Below are 20335 nucleotides of genomic sequence, written 5' to 3' on the forward strand. Positions count from 1 at the left end.
ACGCGGCCCGGCCGCTTTGAGGCCCCCCTCCGTCCTGGGAGGACTTCTTGAACACTCGCGCAGCCGTGCTGTGCGCCACCGCCGTCGTCCTGGCCGGGACCGTCACGGCCGTACCGGCCGGGGCGTCCCCGGCACCCGCGTCCCCGGCACCCGCGTCCGCCGCCCCGGCGACGCGGATCACCTGGAAGAAGTGCGCCACCGCCGACCAGCCGACGCTCCAGTGCGCGTCCCTGAAGGTGCCGCTCGACCACGACCACCCGGACGGGGAGCGGATCACCCTGGCGCTCTCCCGGGTCCCGCACACCGCGAAGACGTACCAGGGGCCGCTGCTGGTCAACCCCGGCGGGCCCGGTGGACGCGGTCTGTCCCTCGCCGGTTTCGTCGCCTCCGCCCTGCCGAAGGCGGTCGCGGCCCAGTACGACGTCATCGGCTTCGACCCGCGCGGGGTGGGGAAGAGCACGCCCGCGCTCGACTGCGCCCCCGGCCACTTCGCGCCCGTGCGCCCGGACTCCGTACCGGACGGCGAGGCGGTGGAGCGGGCCAACCTGGAGCGGGCGCGGTCCTTCGCCGAGGCGTGCGGCAGGAAGTACGCGCGCGTGCTGCCGTACATCGACACGATCAGCACCGTGCGCGACATGGACGCGATCCGCGCCGCCACCGGCGCGCCGAGGCTGAACTACTTCGGCTACTCGTACGGCACCTACCTCGGCGCGGTCTACGCCAAGCTGTACCCGCAGCGGGTGCGGCGCCTGGTCCTCGACTCGATCGTCGACCCCACCGGCGTCTGGTACGACGACAACCTCACCCAGGACCTGGCGTTCAACGACCGGCACCGCGCGCTGATGGCGTGGATCGCCCGGTACGACGCCACCTACCGGCTGGGCAGCGATCCGGACGAGGTCGAGGCGAAGTGGTACGCGATGCGGGCGGCGCTCGCCCGCAGGCCCGCCGGCGGCAAGGTGGGCGCCGCGGAGCTGGAGGACACCTTCCTGCCGGGCGGCTACTACAACGGCTACTGGCCGCACCTCGCCAAGGCGTTCGCGGCGTACGTCAACGACAAGAAGGCCGACCCGCTGGTGCAGGCGTACGAGAACTTCGCCGCCGTGGACGCCTCCGGGGACAACGGCTACAGCGTCTACGCCGCGGTGCAGTGCCGGGACGCCCACTGGCCGCACGACTGGGAGGAGTGGCGCTCGGACAACTGGGAGACCTACCGCAAGGCGCCGTTCATGGCCTGGAACAACGCCTGGTACAACGCGCCGTGCGCGTTCTGGCCGACCCGGTCGCGGGGCCCGGTGAACATCGTCAACGGCGCCCTGCCGCCCGTCCTGCTGTTCCAGGCGACGGACGACGCGGCCACCCCGTACGAGGGCGGTGCCCTCGTCCACGCCCTGCTGCGCGGGTCCAGCCTCGTGGTCGAACAGGGCGGCGGGAACCACGGCATCACGCTGAGCGGGAACAGCTGCCTCGACCGGCACCTGGCGGCCTATCTGACCGACGGCACGGTCCCGCGCGGCATCGGCTCGGTGGACGCGACGTGCCGGGCCCAGCCCGACCCCAAGCCGTTGACCGGCAAGGTCGCCTCACCGGCTGCGCACGGGTCGGTCCTGCACGGGCTGCTGGGCTTCCGCGGCTGAACGAGGGCCGAGCGGGGGCCGAGCGGGGGCCGAAGAGCGCTGAGCGGGGCCGGAGGGCCCTCGCTGCGAGAAGGGTTCCGCGAGGGCTCCGCGTGGTCGCCGTTGACCGCACGGAGCCGTTGCGCCGGTCCCGGAGGGGCCCTGAAGGGCCGTCACCTCACTCGGACGGGTCGCTCCGGGGTCAGGCCGGGATGCCGGCCTGATGCCCGGCGTACGTGCCGAAGCGCAGGTACAGGCCGATGTCCGCGGGCGTCCGCGGTGAGAGCGTCCGGTAGCTGCACAGTTCCTGGAGCATGCCCGTGACCCCGGGCCCGCCGGCCCCCAGCTCCCGCAGGATCCCGTCGAGCGGACGGGGGTCGACGCCCTCCAGGTCCATGAGCCGGGCGACGCGCGCGGCCGCCTCCACGTCGTCGTGGGTGTTGTCCGGCAGCCGCAGATAGAGATTGGCCTCCTCGGGACCGGGCGTGCCCTCCCGGAACGCCAGGCAGGTCATGGGTTCGTTGCTCACGGTGCCGCTGTCCCGCCCGTAGATGACGGACCGCGCCCGGGCCGCCCGCTCGGGCTCGTAACGGTGCGCCAGGGCCGCCACCGTGTCCAGTTCCTCCATCTCCATCGGAAGGTGCCGGTAGTAGACCTTGACGCGGGAGGTGTTCCCGGCGTCCAGGTCGAGGGCCATGAGCTCCAGTTCGTGCCCCTGCTTGGCGAGTTCCCTGCCGCGCTCGGCCACCGGCCGCCAGGCGTCGGCCAGGCCCAGCCGGTGCATGGCCTCGGCCATCACCTCGTACGCCCGGTCCAGGCCGTTCACCTGCGGGTTGAGGTAGACCTTGTAGTGGGGCCGCCGTCCCGGTCTCCAGGCCAGGGAGTGCCAGAGGGTGGCCCGGTAGCGCTCGGGGTCCGACGTGAGGAACAGGTCCTCGATGCTCAGGTACCGCGCGATGTCCGTCCCCGGGCTCCCGGCGAGCCGGCGCGTCAGTTCCCGGCCGGCCTCCTGGCAGCCGAGCGGGGTGCCGTCGGAGCCGAGCGACTCGAACAGGATGCGGACCTCGGGCCGGCCGGCCTTCCAGCTGACGGAGAGTTCGGCGGGGAAGCCGTCGGCCGAGACGAACGAGGGCGGTTCGCAGCGCGTGCCGACGGGCCGCTCACCCCAGGGGTGGAGCACCTCCCTGAGGTCCCCGAGGACGGTCTCGGTCTGCCACGGGTCTATCTCCAGTCCCCGGCAGACCGCCGTCCACTTCTCCTCCAGGAACCGGCCGAACGTTTTTACCGGGTCTTGACGTAGGGCCAGGTCGGATATCTCGTCCATCTCGTCCGGGAGTTGCGCACTGGTCACTGTCTCTCACCCTCCGTAGCCGGACTGGTCCGGCCTTGTCCGCGGTCAGTTCGGCAGCAGCCCTGCGGGCACACCGAGCCGGATTTCGGCGGAAGGCGATCTTCCCCTCGAACGGGTATTCAAATCTCGAACTAATTGGCGATAAAACGCTGTTGACGGTAAGTCAGCGCTGCCGGGGGATCCGCGCCAGTGCGTGCACGGCCGCCTCCGCGAGCGCCGGATGGGCGAGGGCGTCGCTCAGTACCGGCCGGGCGCGGGCGTCGCCGAGCGCGCCGAGACCCTCCACACAGGCGAGGGCCACACGCCGGTAGGGGTCGTGGGGCGTCAGTCTCCGGCGGAGGGTGGTGATCAACGCGGGCACCGACTCCGGGGCCCGCAGCTCCACCAGGAGGCGCACCGGGTGCAGGGCGTAGGCGACCCGCAGTTCATTGGTGGCGAGGGCCGCCGCCGCTCGGGCGGTCCGGGGGTCGCCGAGCCGGGCCAGTGCGTGGGCGGCCCCGGCACAGCGCGGTGGGTCGCGGTGGTTGAGCAGCAGGACGAGCGCCTCGAAGGCGCGCCGGTCCCCGCAGAGGCCCAGCCGGAAGGCGGCGAGCTCCCGGGCCCACAGCGGCCGCCCCGGTTCGGTGAGCACCGCCGCCAGTTCGTCGGGGCCGGCGTCCACCGCCAGCCGCTCGAACGCCGCCGTGCCGCCCGACTCCTGCCGTAAGCGCTCCGTGAGCGCCCGCAACTCTTCGTCCATGACGCCGAGCCTAGGGGGTGGGCGGGTCAGCGACTCAGCTCACATTTCGGGGGCTGGCGCGCTCGTTACCCGCCGGTTAAGCTCAGAGGAGCGAGTCACCCACTCGCATCCTCCTCGCGGCGGCCTGGTGACGCAGCCTCCGCGAAGAAGTCGGTTCGGTACCACGTACCGCTGTACGACCCGGCCACGGGACAGGGCCGGTCGGATCTCCCGTTCGTCCGCAGGGCGTTGTGCGCGCCCCCGGCGACCGGCCCCGGGCGTGTGCGCTCGTAGCCCGGCACCACCCGCATCCCTTTTCCGCACCCGGTGCGCCCAGGCCTCGCAGAGGTTCTCCCGGCGTACCCGGGGGCGTTCCCAGTCGTCACCCTCTTCTTCTGGAGTCCCGCGATGGCCACTCCCCTCTCCGACACCTCTCTGTCCCCGCTCCGGACGATCGCCGTCGTCGGCCTCGGCACGATGGGCACCGGCATCGCCGAGGTCCTGGCCAAGGCCGGCCGCGAGGTGATCGGCATCGACATCAGCGAGGAGCGCACGGCCCGTTCGCTCGCCGTGCTGGAGTCCTCCACCGCCCGTGCCGTGCAGCGCGGCCGGTTCACCGAGCAGGAGCGCACGGACGCCCTGGCCCGGATCCGCACCGCCACCGACCTGCGCGCGGCGGCCGACGCCGACCTGGTGATCGAGGTGGCTCCGGAGTCGTACGAGATCAAGCAGCAGATCTTCCGCGAGCTGGACGGGATCGTCCGCCCGGAGACGATCCTCGCCACCGGCACCAACGCCCTGTCCGTGACCCGGCTCGCCGCCGAGTCGGCCCGTCCGGAGCGCGTGCTCGGTCTGCACTTCTTCAACCCCGCGCCCGCGATGAAGCTGGTCGAGGTGGTCTCCTCGGTGCTGACCGCGCCGGCCGCCGTCTCCGCCGTCACCAACCTCGCCCTGGACCTCGGCAAGGAGCCGGTCGCGGTCGGCGACCGCCCCGGATTCGTCGCGGACGGGCTGCTGTTCGGCTACCTCAACCAGGCCGCCGCCATGTACGAGGCGCGCTACGCCTCCCGTGAGGACATCGACGCCGCGATGCGGCTCGGCTGCGGGCTGCCGATGGGCCCGCTGGCGCTGCTCGACCTGATCGGCGTCGACACGGCCCGTACGGTCCTGGAGGCGATGTACGCCGAGTCCCGCGACCGGCTGCACGCGCCCGCCCCGATCCTCAAGCAGCTCAGCGAGGCCGGACTGACGGGCCGTAAGGCGGGCCGCGGCTTCTACACCTACGAGGCGCCGGGCAGCGCCACGGTCGTCCCGGACGCGCTGACGCCCGCCGCCGGCGCCTCCGGCGTCCCCGGCCGCGAGGTCCGCAGCGTCGGTGTGGCCGGTTCCGGCACGATGGCCTCCGGGATCGCCGAGGTGTTCGCCAAGGCGGGCTACGACGTCGTCCTGGCCGCCCGCAGCGAGGAGAAGGCGCAGACGGCGAAGGCCCGGATCGGCAAGAACCTGGCGCGCTCGGTCGACAAGGGCCGGATGACCGCCGAGGCCGCCGCGCAGACCCTGGAGCGGATCACCCCGGCCGGCTCCTACGACGCGTTCGCCGACGTCGACCTGGCCGTCGAGGCGGTCGCCGAGGACCTGGAGATCAAGCGGCAGCTGTTCGCGACCTTCGACAAGGTGTGCAAGCCGGGCGCCGTGCTGGCCACCACCACCTCCTCGCTGCCGGTCGTCGCCTGCGCCCGGGCCACCTCGCGCCCGCAGGACGTCATCGGGATGCACTTCTTCAACCCGGCGCCGGCCATGAAGCTGGTCGAGGTCGTCCGTACCGTGTTGACGGCCGAGGACGTCCACTCGACGGTGCACGAGGTGTGTGGACGGATCAGGAAGCATGCCGTCGACTGCGGGGACCGTGCGGGATTCATCGTGAACGCCCTGCTGTTCCCTTACCTCAACAACGCGATCAAGATGGTGCAGGAGCACTATGCATCTCTTGACGACATCGACGCCGCCATGAAGCTCGGCGGCGGTTACCCGATGGGTCCCTTCGAACTGCTGGACGTCGTCGGGCTGGACGTCTCCCTCGCGATCGAGAAGGTCCTGCACCGGGAGTTCCGCGACCCGGGCCTCGCCCCGGCCCCGCTGCTCGAGCACCTGGTGGCCGCGGGCTGCCTCGGCCGCAAGACGGGCCGGGGTTTCCGCGAATATGCCCGCCGCTGACGGCGCCGGCGACCGGCTCGAAGGCGACCGGGACTGGGGCGGACTGCTCGACCCCGGCGGGCCCCTGGTGCCCGCCGGGCCCGGTTCTCCCCCGCTCCCCCGGGGCGGGGGAAACCCCGGACCTGCGCAGAGAGCTGCGCACATGCAGTACGTTCGGGGCATGTCCCAGCCCGCCAGGTCCCCACGTACACCAGCCACGCCCGACGTTTCGGAGAGTGCCGCGGGCAGCCGCGCGGCCGCCCAGCGGCTCAGGATGCGCCGCGAACTGGCGGCCGCGGCCATGGAGCTGTTCGCCACGAAGGGGTACGAGGCGACCACCGTCGACGAGATCGCGGCCGCGGCCGGCGTCGCCCGCCGCACCTTCTTCCGCCACTTCCGCTCCAAGGAAGAGGCGATCTTCCCCGACCACGACGACACCCTGATCCGCGCCGAGGCCGTCCTCAACGCGGCCCCGGCCCACGAGCACCCCCTCGACACCGTGTGCCGCGGCATCAAGGAGGTCATGAAGATGTACGCGGCGCGGCCGGAGATCTCGGTCGCCCGCTACAAACTGACCCGTGAGGTGCCCACCCTGCGGGAGGCGGAGATCGCCTCGGTGGCCCGCTACGAGCGGCTGTTCACCCGCTACCTCCTCGGCCACTTCGACGAGCACGCGCACGACGACGACGCCAACGACGACCCGTTGCTGGCCGAGGTCGCCGCCTCCGCCGTGGTCACCGCGCACAACCACGTCCTGCGGCGCTGGCTGAGGGCGGGCGGCCAGGGGGACGTCGAGACCCAGCTCGACCACGCCTTCGCGATCGTCCGGCGGACCTTCGGCACCGGCATCGGCGCGGGACGCAGCGGCGGCGCGCCGGCCAGGCCGGCCCCCGCGGCGGTCTCCGCGCAGGGCGAGGTGCTGGTCACGGTCGCCCGGACCGACGCCCCGCTCGACGAGGTCATGCGCACCATCGAGCAGGCCCTCAAGGAGCGCTGACCCGCCCCTTAGCCCTGTGATGACGGCCACCCGCCCGGGTGGCCGTTTTGGCATGTCAGGGCAGCTTTTCGGACGGATTTCAGACCCCGTTCGATCGATCATCGCTCATTTGTTACGTAAAGATTTCATCTGAGGGGAAGTTCTGGCACTCAGTGCCTTGCGAGGTGACACGCGGTGTCATACGTTGAAGGTGTCCGGGCGGCCGGCGAGCAGAGACCTTTCGTACGCCGGCTGTCCCCGCAGCTCATGGCCTGCGCGCCCGGACGCCTGCGTCACAGGCAACCTCCCGCGCCACAAAGCGCCGCCGAACAGCACCGAACCAACCCTCAGCGCCCCTCCCTCAGGGCGCTCACCGCCGGAGGCAACACCGTGACCACTCAGGACATCCTGGACGCGATCCAGTCGCCGGACGCGATGCCGGCCGACTTCGCCGCCCTGCCGCTTCCCGAGTCGTACCGCGCGATCACCGTCCACAAGGACGAGACCGAGATGTTCGCCGGGCTCGAGACCCGCGACAAGGACCCGCGCAAGTCGATCCACCTCGACGAGGTTCCCCTGCCCGAGCTCGGCCCGGGCGAGGCCCTGGTGGCCGTCATGGCCTCCTCGGTCAACTACAACTCCGTGTGGACCTCGATCTTCGAGCCGCTGTCCACGTTCGGCTTCCTGGAGCGCTACGGCCGGCTCAGCGAGCTGACCAAGCGGCACGACCTGCCGTACCACATCATCGGCTCCGACCTCGCGGGCGTCGTGCTGCGCACCGGCCCCGGCGTCAACGCCTGGAAGCCGGGCGACGAGGTCGTCGCGCACTGTCTGTCCGTCGAGCTGGAGTCGTCCGACGGCCACAACGACACGATGCTCGACCCGGAGCAGCGCATCTGGGGCTTCGAGACCAACTTCGGCGGCCTCGCCGAGATCGCCCTGGTCAAGTCCAACCAGCTGATGCCCAAGCCGGGCCACCTCAGCTGGGAGGAGGCCGCCGCCCCCGGTCTGGTCAACTCCACCGCCTACCGGCAGCTGGTCTCCCGCAACGGCGCCGGCATGAAGCAGGGCGACAACGTCCTGATCTGGGGCGCGAGCGGCGGCCTCGGCTCGTACGCCACCCAGTTCGCGCTCGCGGGCGGCGCCAACCCCATCTGTGTCGTGTCCTCGCCGCAGAAGGCCGACATCTGCAAGGCCATGGGCGCCGAGGCGATCATCGACCGCAACGCCGAGGGCTACAAGTTCTGGAAGAACGAGCAGGAGCAGGACCCGCGCGAGTGGAAGCGCTTCGGCAAGCGCATCCGTGACCTCACCGGCGGCGAGGACATCGACATCGTCTTCGAGCACCCGGGCCGCGAGACCTTCGGCGCCTCCGTCTTCGTCACCCGCAAGGGCGGCACCATCACCACCTGCGCCTCGACCTCGGGCTACATGCACGAGTACGACAACCGCTACCTGTGGATGTCCCTGAAGCGGATCATCGGCTCGCACTTCGCCAACTACCGCGAGGCCTGGGAGGCCAACCGGCTCATCGCGAAGGGCAAGATCCACCCGACCCTGTCGAAGACCTACTCCCTGGAGGAGACCGGGCAGGCCGCGTACGACGTGCACCGCAACCTCCACCAGGGCAAGGTCGGCGTCCTGTGCCTCGCCCCCGAGGAAGGCCTCGGCGTGCGCGACGAGGAGATGCGCGCGCAGCACCTCGACGCCATCAACCGCTTCCGCAACATCTGAGACACCCGGGGTCATAGATGACTGAGCGTCAGCCCGCCGAAGGCGCGCGGGAGAAGGACCGGCCGTGGCTCATGCGCACGTACGCCGGCCACTCCACCGCCGAGGCGTCCAACGAGCTGTACCGGCGCAACCTCGCCAAGGGCCAGACCGGCCTGTCGGTGGCGTTCGACCTGCCGACCCAGACCGGCTACGACTCCGACCACGTCCTCGCCCGCGGCGAGGTCGGCCGGGTCGGCGTGCCGGTGGCCCATCTCGGTGACATGCGCCGGCTGTTCCAGGACATCCCCCTGGAGCAGATGAACACCTCGATGACGATCAACGCCACCGCCATGTGGCTGCTGGCGCTCTACCAGGTCGTCGCCGAGGAGCAGGGTGCGGACATCACCAAGCTCCAGGGCACGACCCAGAACGACATCGTCAAGGAGTACCTGTCCCGGGGCACGCACGTGTTCCCGCCGGGGCCGTCGCTCCGGCTGACGACGGACATGATCGCGTACACGGTCTCCCACCTCCCGAAGTGGAACCCGATCAACATCTGCAGCTACCACCTGCAGGAGGCGGGCGCCACGCCGGTTCAGGAGATCGCGTACGCGATGTCCACCGCGATCGCGGTGCTCGACGCCGTGCGCGACTCGGGACAGGTCCCCGCCGAGAAGTTCGGCGACGTCGTGGCCCGGATCTCCTTCTTCGTGAACGCGGGCGTCCGCTTCGTCGAGGAGATGTGCAAGATGCGGGCGTTCGGGCGGATCTGGGACCAGGTCACGCGGGAGCGGTACGGCATCGAGAACCCCAAGCAGCGCCGCTTCCGGTACGGCGTCCAGGTCAACTCGCTCGGGCTGACCGAGGCGCAGCCGGAGAACAACGTCCAGCGGATCGTGCTGGAGATGCTGGCCGTGACGCTGTCGAAGGACGCCCGCGCGCGTGCCGTTCAGCTGCCGGCCTGGAACGAGGCGCTGGGCCTGCCCCGGCCCTGGGACCAGCAGTGGTCGCTGCGGATCCAGCAGGTCCTCGCCCACGAGAGCGATCTGCTGGAGTACGAGGACCTCTTCGAGGGCTCGCACGTCGTCGAGGCGAAGGTCGCGGGGCTCGTCGAGGAGTCCCTCGCGGAGATCGGGCGGATCCAGGAGATGGGCGGCGCGATGGCCGCGGTGGAGTCCGGCTACCTGAAGTCGCAGCTGGTCTCCTCGCACGCCGAGCGCCGCGCTCGTATTGAGTCCGGTCAAGAGAAGATCGTCGGCGTCAACATCTTCAACACCACCGAGCCGAATCCCTTGACGGCCGATCTCGATACAGCCATCCAGACGGTCGATCCGGCTGTCGAGGCTCGTGTCATCTCGTCGCTGCGGACGTGGCGGGACACCCGCTACCAGCCGCCCTTCAACCACCCGCGGCCCTGCAAGGCGCTGGAGCGGCTGAAGGAGGCCGCCAAGGGCACCGGCAACCTCATGGAGGCCACCCTGGAGTGCGCCCGCGCCGGGGTCACGACCGGTGAGTGGGCCGGGGCCCTGCGCGAGGTGTTCGGTGAGTTCCGGGCGCCGACCGGGGTCTCCTCGGCGCCGGTGGCGGTCCCCGCCGAGGAGGGCTCGGCCATGTCGGAGGTCCGCCGCCGGGTGGAGACGACCGCGAAGGACCTCGGCACGGGCAAGCTGCGCTTCCTGGTCGGCAAGCCGGGCCTGGACGGGCACTCCAACGGCGCCGAGCAGATCGCCGTGCGCGCCCGCGACGCCGGCTTCGAGGTGGTCTACCAGGGCATCCGGCTCACCCCGGAGCAGATCGTGGACGCGGCCCTCGCCGAGGACGTGCACGCGGTGGGCCTGTCGATCCTGTCCGGCTCGCACGCGCAGCTGGTGCCGGACGTCCTGGATCGGCTCCGTGTGGCCGGTGCCACAGACATACCGGTGATCGCCGGTGGCATCATCCCGAATGGTGACGCCGAGCAGCTGAGGGCCGCCGGAGTGGCCGCCGTCTTCACCCCGAAGGACTTCGACATCACCGGAATCATCGGCCGCATCGTCGACGAGATCCGCAAAGCGAACAAGCTCGACCCCCTGGAGGTCCCCGCATGACCGTCAACCGTCTGCGTCCGCGCCGCTCGTGTCTCGCGGTCCCGGGCAGCAACCCCCGCTTCCTGGAGAAGGCGCAGGGCCTGGCGGCGGACCAGGTCTTCCTCGACCTGGAGGACGCGTGCGCCCCGCTCGCCAAGCCCGAGGCGCGGCACACCATCGTCAAGTTCCTCAACGAGGGCGACTGGACCGGCAAGACCCGGGTCGTGCGCGTCAACGACTGGACGACCGAGTGGACGTACCGTGACGTCGTGACGGTCGTCGAGGGCGCCGGCCCGAACCTCGACTGCATCATGCTGCCGAAGGTGCAGAACGCCCAGCAGGTCGTCGCCCTGGACCTGCTGCTGACGCAGATCGAGAAGACCATGGGCTTCGAGGTCGGCCGGATCGGCATCGAGGCTCAGATCGAGAACGCCCAGGGCCTGAACAACGTCAACGAGATCGCGCAGGCCTCCCCGCGCATCGAGACGATCATCTTCGGCCCGGCCGACTTCATGGCGTCGATCAACATGAAGTCGCTGGTCGTGGGCGAGCAGCCGCCCGGCTACCCGGCGGACGCCTACCACTACATCCTGATGAAGATCCTGATGGCCGCCCGCGCCAACGACCTCCAGGCGATCGACGGCCCCTACCTCCAGATCCGCAACGTCGACGGCTACCGCGAGGTCGCGCAGCGCGCCGCCGCGCTCGGCTTCGACGGCAAGTGGGTGCTGCACCCGGGCCAGGTCGAGGCGTCCAACGAGATCTTCTCGCCCTCGCAGGAGGACTACGACCACGCCGAGCTGATCCTGGACGCGTACGACTACTACACGTCCGAGGCGGGCGGCAAGAAGGGCTCGGCGATGCTCGGCGACGAGATGATCGACGAGGCCAGCCGCAAGATGGCGCTGGTCGTCTCGGGCAAGGGCCGCGCGGCCGGCATGAAGCGCACGTCGGCGTTCGAGATCCCGGAGGCGTGACGATGCAGTTCGGACGCACCTACGAGGAGTTCGAGGTCGGGGCGACGTACAAGCACTGGCCGGGCAAGACGGTCACCGAGTACGACGACCATCTGTTCTGTCTCCTCACCATGAACCACCACCCGCTCCACATGGACGTCAACTACGCCGAGAACACCACGGACTTCGGCAAGAACGTGGTGGTGGGGAACTACATCTACTCCCTGCTGCTCGGCATGTCCGTGCCGGACGTGTCCGGCAAGGCGATCGCCAACCTGGAGATCGAGTCGCTGAAGCACGTGGCGCCGACCTTCCACGGCGACACGATCTACGGCGAGACGACCGTGCTGGACAAGTGGCCCTCGAAGTCGAAGAACGACCGCGGGATCGTCCACGTCGAGACCAAGGGCTACAAGCAGGACGGCACGCTCGTGTGCGTGTTCCGCCGCAAGGTGATGGTGCCCACCGAGACGTACATCAAGGAGCGCGGCGGCGAGCAGCCCGGCCGCCCGGAGCCGAAGCAGCAGGAGAAGTAATGGCCCGTCTCGCCCAGACCGCCGGTCTGACCGACGTCCAGCAGGAGATCCTCTCCACCGTCCGCGACTTCGTGGACAAGGAGATCATCCCGGTCGCCACCGAGCTGGAGCACCGCGACGAGTACCCCCAGCAGATCGTCGACGGTCTCCGGGAACTCGGCCTGTTCGGCCTCATGATCCCCGAGGAGTACGGGGGCCTGGGCGAGTCGCTCCTCACCTACGCGCTGTGCGTGGAGGAGATCGCCCGGGGCTGGATGTCGGTCTCCGGGATCATCAACACGCACTTCATCGTGGCGTACATGCTCAAGCAGCACGGCACGCAGGAGCAGAAGGACCACTTCCTGCCGCGGATGGCGGCCGGCGACATCCGGGGCGCGTTCTCGATGTCGGAGCCGGGCCTCGGCTCGGACGTGTCGGCGATCACCTCGAAGGCGGTGAAGGACGGCGAGGAGTACGTCCTCAACGGCCAGAAGATGTGGCTGACGAACGGCGGGACGTCCTCGCTGGTGGCCGTCCTGGTCAGAAGTGACGAAGGACACCCCGAGGGGACGGCCCCCCACAAGTCGATGACCACCTTCCTGATCGAGAAGGAGCCCGGCTTCGGGGAGGTCCGCCCCGGCCTCACGATCCCCGGCAAGATCGAGAAGATGGGCTACAAGGGCGTCGACACCACCGAGCTGATCATGGACGGCCTGCGGCTTCCCGCCGATCGGGTGCTCGGCGGGGTCACCGGCCGAGGTTTTTACCAAATGATGGACGGCGTCGAGGTGGGACGCGTCAATGTGGCGGCGCGTGGCTGCGGCGTCGCTCAGCGTGCCTTCGAGCTGGGCGTCCAGTACGCCCAGCAGCGGCACACGTTCGGCAAGGCGATCGCCCAGCACCAGGCGATCCAGTTCAAGCTCGCCGAGATGGCTACCAAGGTCGAGGCCGCGCATGCCATGATGGTGAACGCGGCACGCAAAAAGGATTCCGGTGAACGAAACGACCTTGAGGCCGGTATGGCGAAGTACCTCGCCTCCGAGTACTGCAAGGAGGTCGTGGAGGACGCCTTCCGGATCCACGGCGGCTACGGCTTCTCCAAGGAGTACGAGATCGAGCGCCTCTACCGGGAGGCCCCGATGCTGCTGATCGGTGAAGGTACCGCCGAAATCCAGAAAATGATCATCGGGCGCCGACTGCTCGAAGAGTATCGGTTCCAGGGCTAGATGTCCGGGTTGGGGGTGTTTTCTTCGAGAAGAAGATCACACCCCGTCAACTTCCCCCGGCCGTCGACTCGGCTTCCTGGCTTACCCAGTTGCGCCCCCGAACCGCTACGATCGCCGGAAAGCCGCCGTCCCCCTGTCGAAGCGCGGCATCGTCCGCTACGAAGGTCATCCATGCCCCACAGCCAAACCTCTGCACACCGCGACCGCCTGGTAGGCGCACGCCTCGCGCGCGGAGCATCGCCGTGGCTTCTGCCGACCGTCGCCACCGCAGCCGTCAGCCTGGTCCGCGCCCGCCGCTCGGGCGTCGCCAAGGCCGTCGCCGTCCCCGCCACCGCTCTCGCGGCGGGCATGCTGTGGTTCTTCCGCGACCCCGAGCGCGAGATCGCGCCGGGCCGGGTCATCTCCCCCGCCGACGGAGTGGTGCAGAGCATCATGCCGTGGAAGGACGGACGGACCCGGGTCGCGATCTTCATGAGCCCGCTCAACGTCCACGTCAACCGCGCGCCGCTCTCCGGCACGGTCACGTCCGTGGAGCACATCCCCGGCGGGTTCGTTCCGGCGTTCAACAAGGAGAGCGAGAACAACGAGCGCGTCGTCTGGCACTTCGACACCGAACTCGGTGACATCGAGATGATCCAGATCGCCGGTGCCGTCGCCCGCCGTATCGTCCCCTACCTCCCCGAGGGCACGAAGGTCGAGCAGGGCGACCGGATCGGCCTCATCCGCTTCGGCTCCCGCGTCGACATCTACCTGCCCGAGGGCGTGGAGATCGCGGTCGAGGTCGGGCAGAAGACCGTGGCGGGGGTGACTCGCATTGACCGTGATTGACCCTGAGACCCAGGCGGGCTGGGTGCCCGAGGCCGACGACGCGGACGACGACGAGGAGATGCCCCTCTCGCTGCGTCTGTCGATAGCGGACACCCTCACCCTCGGCAACGCCACGTGCGGCTTCATGGCGGTGTACTTCACCACCACCGGCATCCTGATCCCGCACCTCACCGGGGACCAGGAGACCGGCATGGCCCGCCACAGCGCGGCCACCGCCGTCATCCTGATGCTCTGCGCCGCCGTCTTCGACCTGTTCGACGGACTGGTCGCGCGCAAGCTGCGCAGCTCGCCGATGGGCGCGGAGCTGGACAACCTCTCCGACCTGATCAGCTTCGGTCTGGCCCCGGCGTACTTCGTCCTGGTCTACGGCATGGTCGCCGACGACGCCCACCAGCGGGTGGCGGCGCTCGGCGCGATCGTCGTCCTGCTGGCCGTGGTGCTGCGGCTGGCGAGATTCTCGTGCGTGACACCGCCGAACGGCATGTTCCAGGGCATGCCCTCGCCGTTCGGCGCGCTGACCGTCGTCTCGATCGTGCTGCTCGAGCTGCCCTTCGTGGCGACGCTGCTGGCCATCCTGGGCACCGCCTGGCTGATGGTGAGCCGGGTCGAGTACCCCAAGCCGCGGGGCCGCCTGGCCGGCGCGGTGCTCGTCTGGATCGTGCTGTCGATGGGGCTGCTGGCGGCCTGGGCGTTCGACGCCCCGAGCGGCCAGCTGCTCCTGCAGACCGGCTGCGCGCTGCAGCTCGTCATGGGCGCGGTGATCCCGCTGTTCGCCACGGCCCGCCGGGTGAACAACTTCCGCGACAACCGACGCGAGGCCCGCGCGGCCCAGCTGCCGTAGCGGTACAGGTGACGAAGGGCCCCGGACCAGTTCGGTCCGGGGCCCTTCGTGCTGGTGGTCCGTCCGCCGCGCCGTCACGGCGACGCCGTCAGGTCAGGAAGTCACGGCCGATCTGCTCCGCGACCCGTTCCAGGATCGGGCCGGCGTCGGAGATGCAGGCCGCCACGTCCGGCTCGATCCCGGTCAGCGGGTACGCCCGGCGGATCCCGGCCCGGCCGAGGGCCTCCGGCGGCAGGGCCAGCCGGCCGCAGACCGCGACGACCTCCTTGCCGGCGGCACGGGCGGCGGCCGCGACCCCGGCGGGGGCCTTGCCGTGCAGGGTCTGCTGGTCCAGCGAGCCCTCGCCGGTGATCACCAGCTCCGCCCGCTCCAGGGCCGGCGCGAAGCCCAGCACGTCCAGCATCACCTCGATGCCGGCCCGGAACCGGGCCCCCAGCAGCAGGGCGCCGTAGCCGATGCCGCCCGCGGCCCCGGCGCCCGGCGCGGACGCGTACTCCGCGGCCCGCCGGCCCACGGCCGCCTCCAGCACCTTCGCGTAGTGCGCGAGCGCCTCGTCCAGCGCCTCCACGTCGTCCGGGGAGGCGCCCTTCTGCGGCCCGTACACCGCCGGGGCGCCCTTCGGGCCGGTCAGCGGGTTGTCGACATCGCTGGCGAGGACCAGTTCCACGGACGACAGCCGCGGGTCGAGACCGGACAGATCGGCGCGGTCCAGGTCCGCGAGTCCACCGCCGCCGGGCGCCACCGGCTCGCCGTCCGCGTCCAGGAACCGGGCCCCGAGCGCCGACAGCATGCCCGCGCCGCCGTCCGTGGTCGCGCTGCCGCCGACCCCGAACACGATCGTCCGGACACCCGCGTCCAGCGCGGCCCGCAGCAGCTCTCCGGAACCGTACGTCGAGGCCGTCAGCGGGGCGAAGACACCGGCGGGCAGCCGTTGCAGACCGCTCGCCTCCGCCATCTCCACCACGGCGGTGTCGCCGCGCAGCGCGAACGCGGCGGTGACCTCGCGCCCGAGCGGACCGGCGACCCGTACCTCCCGGCGTTCGAATCCGGCCGCGACCGCCGCGTCGACCGTGCCGTCGCCGCCGTCGGCGACCGGCAGGGCCTCCACCTCGACGTCCGGCACGGCCCGGCGCAGCCCGGCCGTCACCCGCTCGGCGACCTGTACGGCCGTCAGCGATCCCTTGAACTTGTCCGCGGCCACGAGCACCCGCGGTCGGGTGCCCTGCGTTGCAGCGTCCGCCACCGTTTCCATCCCCTTGCTCTCCGGGCCCCGCGCACGTCAGGGCCAGTCGCGCCGCTGCGACCTTAACCGGAGGAAGCCCCCGCCGTCATGCGTTGCCCGCACCCTGGGACAGCCTGAGGGCCGCCTGTGGAGGCGGCCGAAAACCGCGCGAGAGCGCCCGGAATCGGGTAGACCGGAGCCATGACCCCCTTGGGGACTTCCCGGACCACCGGGCCCGCCCTCGCCGACCGCGTGCTCGGCGGCTGGCTGGGCCGGATCGCCGGCAACATGCTCGGCAAGCCGGTCGAACAGGGCGAGGTGTGGACCCGCGAGCGCATCGACGGCTATCTGCGCCGCGCCGACGCGCTCCCCCTCACCGACTATCTGCCCGAGCCCGCCACCGAGGAGGACCGCGGGCGGCTGCGGCCCGAGTGGCGCAGCTGTGTCCGCGGCCGGGTCCACGGCAGCTGCCGCGACGACGACGTCGACTACGCGATCCTCGGCCTCGACCTGCTGGAGACCCACGGCTTCGCCTTCACCACCGAGCAGGTCGGCGACCTGTGGCTGCTGCGGCTGCCGTACCTGCAGACGTTCACCGCGGAACGCGCCGCCTACCGCAACCTCGCGGGCGGCATCCGGCCGCCGCTGACGGCGACGTACGACAATCCGTACCAGGAGTGGATCGGCGCCCTCATCCGCGCCGACGTCTACGGCTGGACGAGCCCCGGCGCCCCGCGGCGCGCCGCCTCGCTCGCCCGCCGGGACGCGGTGCTCTCGCACACCGGGAACGGGGTCTACGGCGCGATGTGGTCGGCGGCGCTGATCGCGGCGGCGTTCACCGCGCCGACGGTGCGCGGCGCGCTCGAGGAGGCGATGGCCGTCATCCCGGCGAGCAGCCGTCTCGCGCGGACCGTACGCCGGGTCACCGCCCTCCACGACACGGGCCTGGGCTGGGAGGACACCCTCGCCACGGTCGGCGCCGAGACGTCCGGCCTGGGCTGGATCCACACCGTCCCGAACGCCGCCGTCCTCACCGCCGGGCTGCTCTACGGCGACGGCGACTTCACCCGCACCCTCGCCCTCACCGTCCGCGGCGGTCTGGACACCGACTCCAACGGCGCCACGGCGGGCTCGGTGGCCGGCGTCCTGACCGGGGCACGGGCGATCCCGGCCCAGTGGACGGACCCGCTGGAGGACACCGTGCACAGCGCGGTGTTCGGCTTCGACGGGGCCCGCATCAGCGAGCTGGCGGAGCGGACGGTGCGGCTGGTGGAGACGTGAGGGGAGGGACGAGGACAGGGGCGCAGGGGGCGTGCGCGGGGGTGTGCGAGCGCACCGGGGTGCCCTGGGAGGGCGCGTGCGCTCGTGGACGGCGGGGCCGGGCGACGGGGCTGGATACCCTGCGGGGATGACTGCCTCCAGCGCCTCCGACTTCGCCGCGTACATCGCCTCCCTGCCCCGCGTCCTGGCCGGCGCCGCCGTCCTCTTCCGGGACGTACAGGGGCGGGTGCTGCTCGTCGAGCCCAACTACCGGGACGGCTGGGCGCTGCCGGGCGGCACCGTGGAGTCCGACCAGGACGAGACCCCGCGGCAGGGCGCGCGCCGCGAGACGCTGGAGGAGATCGGCCTCGACCGTCCCCTCGGGCGGCTGCTCGCGGTGGACTGGTCGGTGGGCCCGGGCCGGCCGCCGCTGGTGGCGTACCTCTACGACGGCGGGATCCTCGACGAGGACGACCTCAAGGCGATCCGGCTCCAGGAGGAGGAACTGCTGTCCTGGCGGCTGGTCCCGCGCGAGGAGATCACCGGCCGTCTGCTGGGCTCCCTCGGCCGCCGCGTCCTGGCCGCCCTCGACGCCCTGACGGACGGCTCGGGACCGGTCGAGCTGGAGAACGGCCACCCGGTGGACTGACCCGCGGCCGCCGCCGGCGCTCAGCCCTCGGGGCTGGGCGGTGCGCCGTCCGCCTCGCGCAACGCCTCGTCGCGGGCGGCGACCCGGGCCTCCGTGCGGTGCCCGCGCTCGATGTAGTCCCGGACGACGAGTTCGACGGCGTCCTGGGGGTTGCCGACACCGGACAGAACCATGACCTCGACGACGAGCTGGGCGTCCAGGGAGACGGTGACCTTGGCCATGCCGGGACCGTAACACCGCGCGGGGAGTCCGCGACAGGCAACCGCGGAGCAAGCTCCGAACAACAACGGTCGGCGACAGTGTCGGGGCATGGGTCATGATCGGCCGACGGCGGCCGTCACAGGGCCTAGTCTGTTGCCTCTTGAACAGCTTCTCGGAGCCCGGCACTTGGAAAAGGTGACGCGCGATGTCGCTGAGCCCCGGCGATCCGCAGTCCATGGGCGGCTACACCTTGGTCGGCCGGCTCGGCAACGGCGGCATGGGCATCGTCTATCTCGGCCTGTCGGACTCCGGGCGGCAGGTCGCGGTCAAGGTCGTGCACCCGCCGTACGCGCAGGACGAGGAGTTCCGGACGCGCTTCCGGCAGGAGGTCGCGGCGGCCCGCAGGGTCAGCGGGGCCTTCACCGCGCCGGTGGTGGACGCCGATCCGGACGCGGCGCAGCCGTGGATGGCCACGCTGTACGTCCCGGGCCGCACCCTGGCGGACATCGTGGCCCAGGACGGCCCGCTGCGCGGACGCGCGTTGCGGGTGCTCGCGCTGGGTCTCGTCGAGGCTCTGCGGGACATCCACCGGGCCGGTGTGGTGCACCGTGACCTGAAGCCGAGCAATGTCCTGATGGCCGAGGACGGCCCCCGCGTCATCGACTTCGGCATCTCGCACGCCGTGGACAACGAGGCCCTCACCATGACGGGCCGGCTGATCGGCACCCCGCCCTTCATGTCACCGGAGCAGTTCACCGCGCCGCGCGAGGTCACCGGCGCCTCGGACGTCTTCTCGCTGGGGTCGCTGCTCGTCTACGCGGCCACCGGCAACCGCCCGTTCGACGGCAGCAGCCCGTACTTGACGGGCTATCGGGTGATGTACGAGGCACCGGCCCTGGACGGAGTCGCCGAACCGTTGCGCGGCATCGCCGAACGCTGCCTCGACAAGGACCCGGCGGCCCGCCCGGGCCTCGACGAACTGCGGCGTACGCTGCGGACGTTGCCGGATGCCGAGGGGCCGGCGGAGCCGGTGGAGCCGGTAGTGGCGGCCGTGTCCGACTCTGCGGAGGGGACCGCCGCCGGGACCGGGCGGCGCAGGCGGCGCGTCCTCGTCGGCCTCGCCGCGGTCCTGGCCGTCACCGCGCTGAGCGTCACGGCGGTGAAGATCACGTCGCGCCCCCAGAGCGGCGCCTCCCCGTCGCACGCGCCCGGCACGCACGCGGCCCCCTCCCCCTCGGCCTCCGCGTCCACGTCCGCCGCCGCCGTCGCCGCCGTGACGCTGCCGCCGAAGCACGTGCCGTGGGACTACCAGATAGGCGGCGCGTACCCCCCTCCCGCCGGGGTGAAGGTGGTGAGCCGCAGTCATGAGAGCGCCCCCGCGCCCGGTGTCTACACCATCTGCAACATCAACGCCTTCCAGGCGCAGCAGGGCGCGGAGGGCGACTGGGACGCCGATCTGCTGCTGCGCGACGCCGACGGCAAGGTCGTCTACGACGAGGACTGGGACGAGGCGGTCCTGGACATCCGTACCGACGCCAAGCGCCGCCGGATCGCCGCCGAGCTGAACACCTGGATCGACGGCTGCGCCGCCAAGGGCTACCGGGCCGTGGAGCCCGACAACTATGACTCCTTCACCCGTTTCCCGTCCTATCTGCGGGCCGGTCAGGCCGAGGCGCTCATGAAGCTGCTGGCGGCGCACGCGCACGCCGACGGGCTGGCCGTCGCCCAGAAGAACACCGTCGAACTCGTGGCCGACCGGGCGGCCGTGGGCCTGGACTTCGCCATCGTGGAGGAGTGCGCCGACTACGACGAGTGCGGCGCGTTCGCCGAGGCGTTCGACGACAACGTGCTCGTGGTCGAGTACACGGCGAAGGGCCTGGCGCGGGCGTGCTCCGGCTGGGGCGGCACCCTCGCCGTCGTGCGCCGCGACGAGGAGGTCGTGCCCGAGGGTTCCGACGGCTACGTCCGCGGGACCTGCTGACGCCCCGGCCGGCGCACCGGATA

At 71.2% G+C, this 20335-nt stretch carries 17 protein-coding genes; 13 read left to right on the plus strand and 4 right to left on the minus strand.

From position 1 onward, the window contains the following. Positions 1-47 precede the first annotated feature (47 nt). The gene (locus ABZ490_RS15160; RefSeq protein WP_358989354.1) at positions 48-1637 is read left to right on the plus strand and encodes an alpha/beta hydrolase; all 1590 of its coding nucleotides are present in this window, start codon (positions 48-50) and stop codon (positions 1635-1637) included. Positions 1638-1818: 181 nt separating this feature from the next. Here ABZ490_RS15160 and ABZ490_RS15165 read toward each other — a convergent pair whose 3' ends face one another. Both ABZ490_RS15165 and ABZ490_RS15170 read right to left on the minus strand, forming a co-directional pair. Next, on the minus strand, positions 1819-2967 hold the full coding sequence (locus tag ABZ490_RS15165) for a tryptophan dimethylallyltransferase family protein (protein WP_358989355.1): 1149 nt from the start codon (positions 2965-2967) through the stop codon (positions 1819-1821). Between the two features lie 163 nt (positions 2968-3130). After that, entirely contained in the window at positions 3131-3706 is a 576-nt protein-coding gene (locus ABZ490_RS15170) for an adenylosuccinate lyase (RefSeq protein ID WP_358989357.1), read from the minus strand. 387 nt (positions 3707-4093) lie between these two features. Between ABZ490_RS15170 and ABZ490_RS15175 the strand changes: the two genes are divergently transcribed. The 9 genes from ABZ490_RS15175 to pssA all read left to right on the plus strand — a co-directional run bounded on the left by ABZ490_RS15175 (position 4094) and on the right by pssA (position 14999). Beyond that, entirely contained in the window at positions 4094-5899 is a 1806-nt protein-coding gene (locus tag ABZ490_RS15175) for a 3-hydroxyacyl-CoA dehydrogenase family protein (protein WP_358989359.1), read from the plus strand. Positions 5900-6059: 160 nt separating this feature from the next. Further along, positions 6060-6875 (plus strand): TetR family transcriptional regulator, encoded by an 816-nt coding sequence (locus ABZ490_RS15180; protein ID WP_358989361.1) that lies wholly within the window; start codon positions 6060-6062, stop codon positions 6873-6875. Positions 6876-7244: 369 nt separating this feature from the next. Then, positions 7245-8588 carry a crotonyl-CoA carboxylase/reductase gene (gene ccrA, locus ABZ490_RS15185; RefSeq protein WP_358989363.1) on the plus strand — a complete coding sequence of 448 codons (1344 nt, stop codon included), beginning with the start codon at positions 7245-7247 and terminating at the stop codon, positions 8586-8588. Between the two features lie 17 nt (positions 8589-8605). Next, a complete protein-coding gene (locus tag ABZ490_RS15190) occupies positions 8606-10654 on the plus strand; it encodes a protein meaA (RefSeq protein WP_358989365.1) in 2049 nt (682 codons plus the stop codon). Then, the gene (locus tag ABZ490_RS15195) at positions 10651-11610 is read left to right on the plus strand and encodes a CoA ester lyase (protein ID WP_358989367.1); all 960 of its coding nucleotides are present in this window, start codon (positions 10651-10653) and stop codon (positions 11608-11610) included. Before ABZ490_RS15190 ends, ABZ490_RS15195 begins: the two co-directional genes overlap by 4 nt. Before the next feature lie 2 nt (positions 11611-11612). Continuing rightward, positions 11613-12125, plus strand: a complete 513-nt coding sequence (locus ABZ490_RS15200) for a MaoC family dehydratase (protein ID WP_358989369.1) — start codon at positions 11613-11615, stop codon at positions 12123-12125. Further along, the gene (locus tag ABZ490_RS15205; protein ID WP_358989371.1) at positions 12125-13330 is read left to right on the plus strand and encodes an acyl-CoA dehydrogenase family protein; all 1206 of its coding nucleotides are present in this window, start codon (positions 12125-12127) and stop codon (positions 13328-13330) included. Before ABZ490_RS15200 ends, ABZ490_RS15205 begins: the two co-directional genes overlap by 1 nt. 171 nt (positions 13331-13501) lie before the next feature. Further along, on the plus strand, positions 13502-14158 hold the full coding sequence (locus ABZ490_RS15210) for a phosphatidylserine decarboxylase (RefSeq protein WP_358989373.1): 657 nt from the start codon (positions 13502-13504) through the stop codon (positions 14156-14158). Next, positions 14145-14999, plus strand: coding sequence for a CDP-diacylglycerol--serine O-phosphatidyltransferase (pssA, locus tag ABZ490_RS15215; protein ID WP_358989375.1), 855 nt, complete (start codon positions 14145-14147; stop codon positions 14997-14999). The genes ABZ490_RS15210 and pssA overlap by 14 nt, the downstream gene beginning before the upstream one ends. An 88-nt stretch (positions 15000-15087) precedes the next feature. Here pssA and ABZ490_RS15220 read toward each other — a convergent pair whose 3' ends face one another. Next, positions 15088-16206, minus strand: a complete 1119-nt coding sequence (locus tag ABZ490_RS15220) for a glycerate kinase (protein ID WP_358989558.1) — start codon at positions 16204-16206, stop codon at positions 15088-15090. A 216-nt stretch (positions 16207-16422) separates the two neighbouring features. On the opposite strand from ABZ490_RS15220, the gene ABZ490_RS15225 reads away from it, so the two are divergent. Both ABZ490_RS15225 and ABZ490_RS15230 read left to right on the plus strand, forming a co-directional pair. Continuing rightward, complete coding sequence (locus ABZ490_RS15225) at positions 16423-17502, plus strand: ADP-ribosylglycohydrolase family protein (RefSeq protein ID WP_358989376.1); 1080 nt, start codon at positions 16423-16425, stop codon at positions 17500-17502. A 127-nt stretch (positions 17503-17629) separates the two neighbouring features. Continuing rightward, positions 17630-18130, plus strand: a complete 501-nt coding sequence (locus ABZ490_RS15230; protein WP_358989378.1) for an NUDIX hydrolase — start codon at positions 17630-17632, stop codon at positions 18128-18130. A gap of 20 nt (positions 18131-18150) precedes the next feature. On the opposite strand, the gene ABZ490_RS15235 is transcribed toward ABZ490_RS15230, so the two are convergent. Then, on the minus strand, positions 18151-18351 hold the full coding sequence (locus tag ABZ490_RS15235) for a DUF2191 domain-containing protein (RefSeq protein ID WP_358989380.1): 201 nt from the start codon (positions 18349-18351) through the stop codon (positions 18151-18153). Positions 18352-18536: 185 nt separating this feature from the next. Here ABZ490_RS15235 and ABZ490_RS15240 point away from each other — a divergent pair, with 185 nt between their 5' ends. Beyond that, positions 18537-20312, plus strand: coding sequence for an endo alpha-1,4 polygalactosaminidase (locus ABZ490_RS15240; RefSeq protein ID WP_358989382.1), 1776 nt, complete (start codon positions 18537-18539; stop codon positions 20310-20312). Positions 20313-20335 lie beyond the last annotated feature (23 nt).

The organism is Streptomyces sp. NPDC005811 (genome assembly GCF_040630405.1).
Taxonomy (GTDB): domain Bacteria; phylum Actinomycetota; class Actinomycetes; order Streptomycetales; family Streptomycetaceae; genus Streptomyces.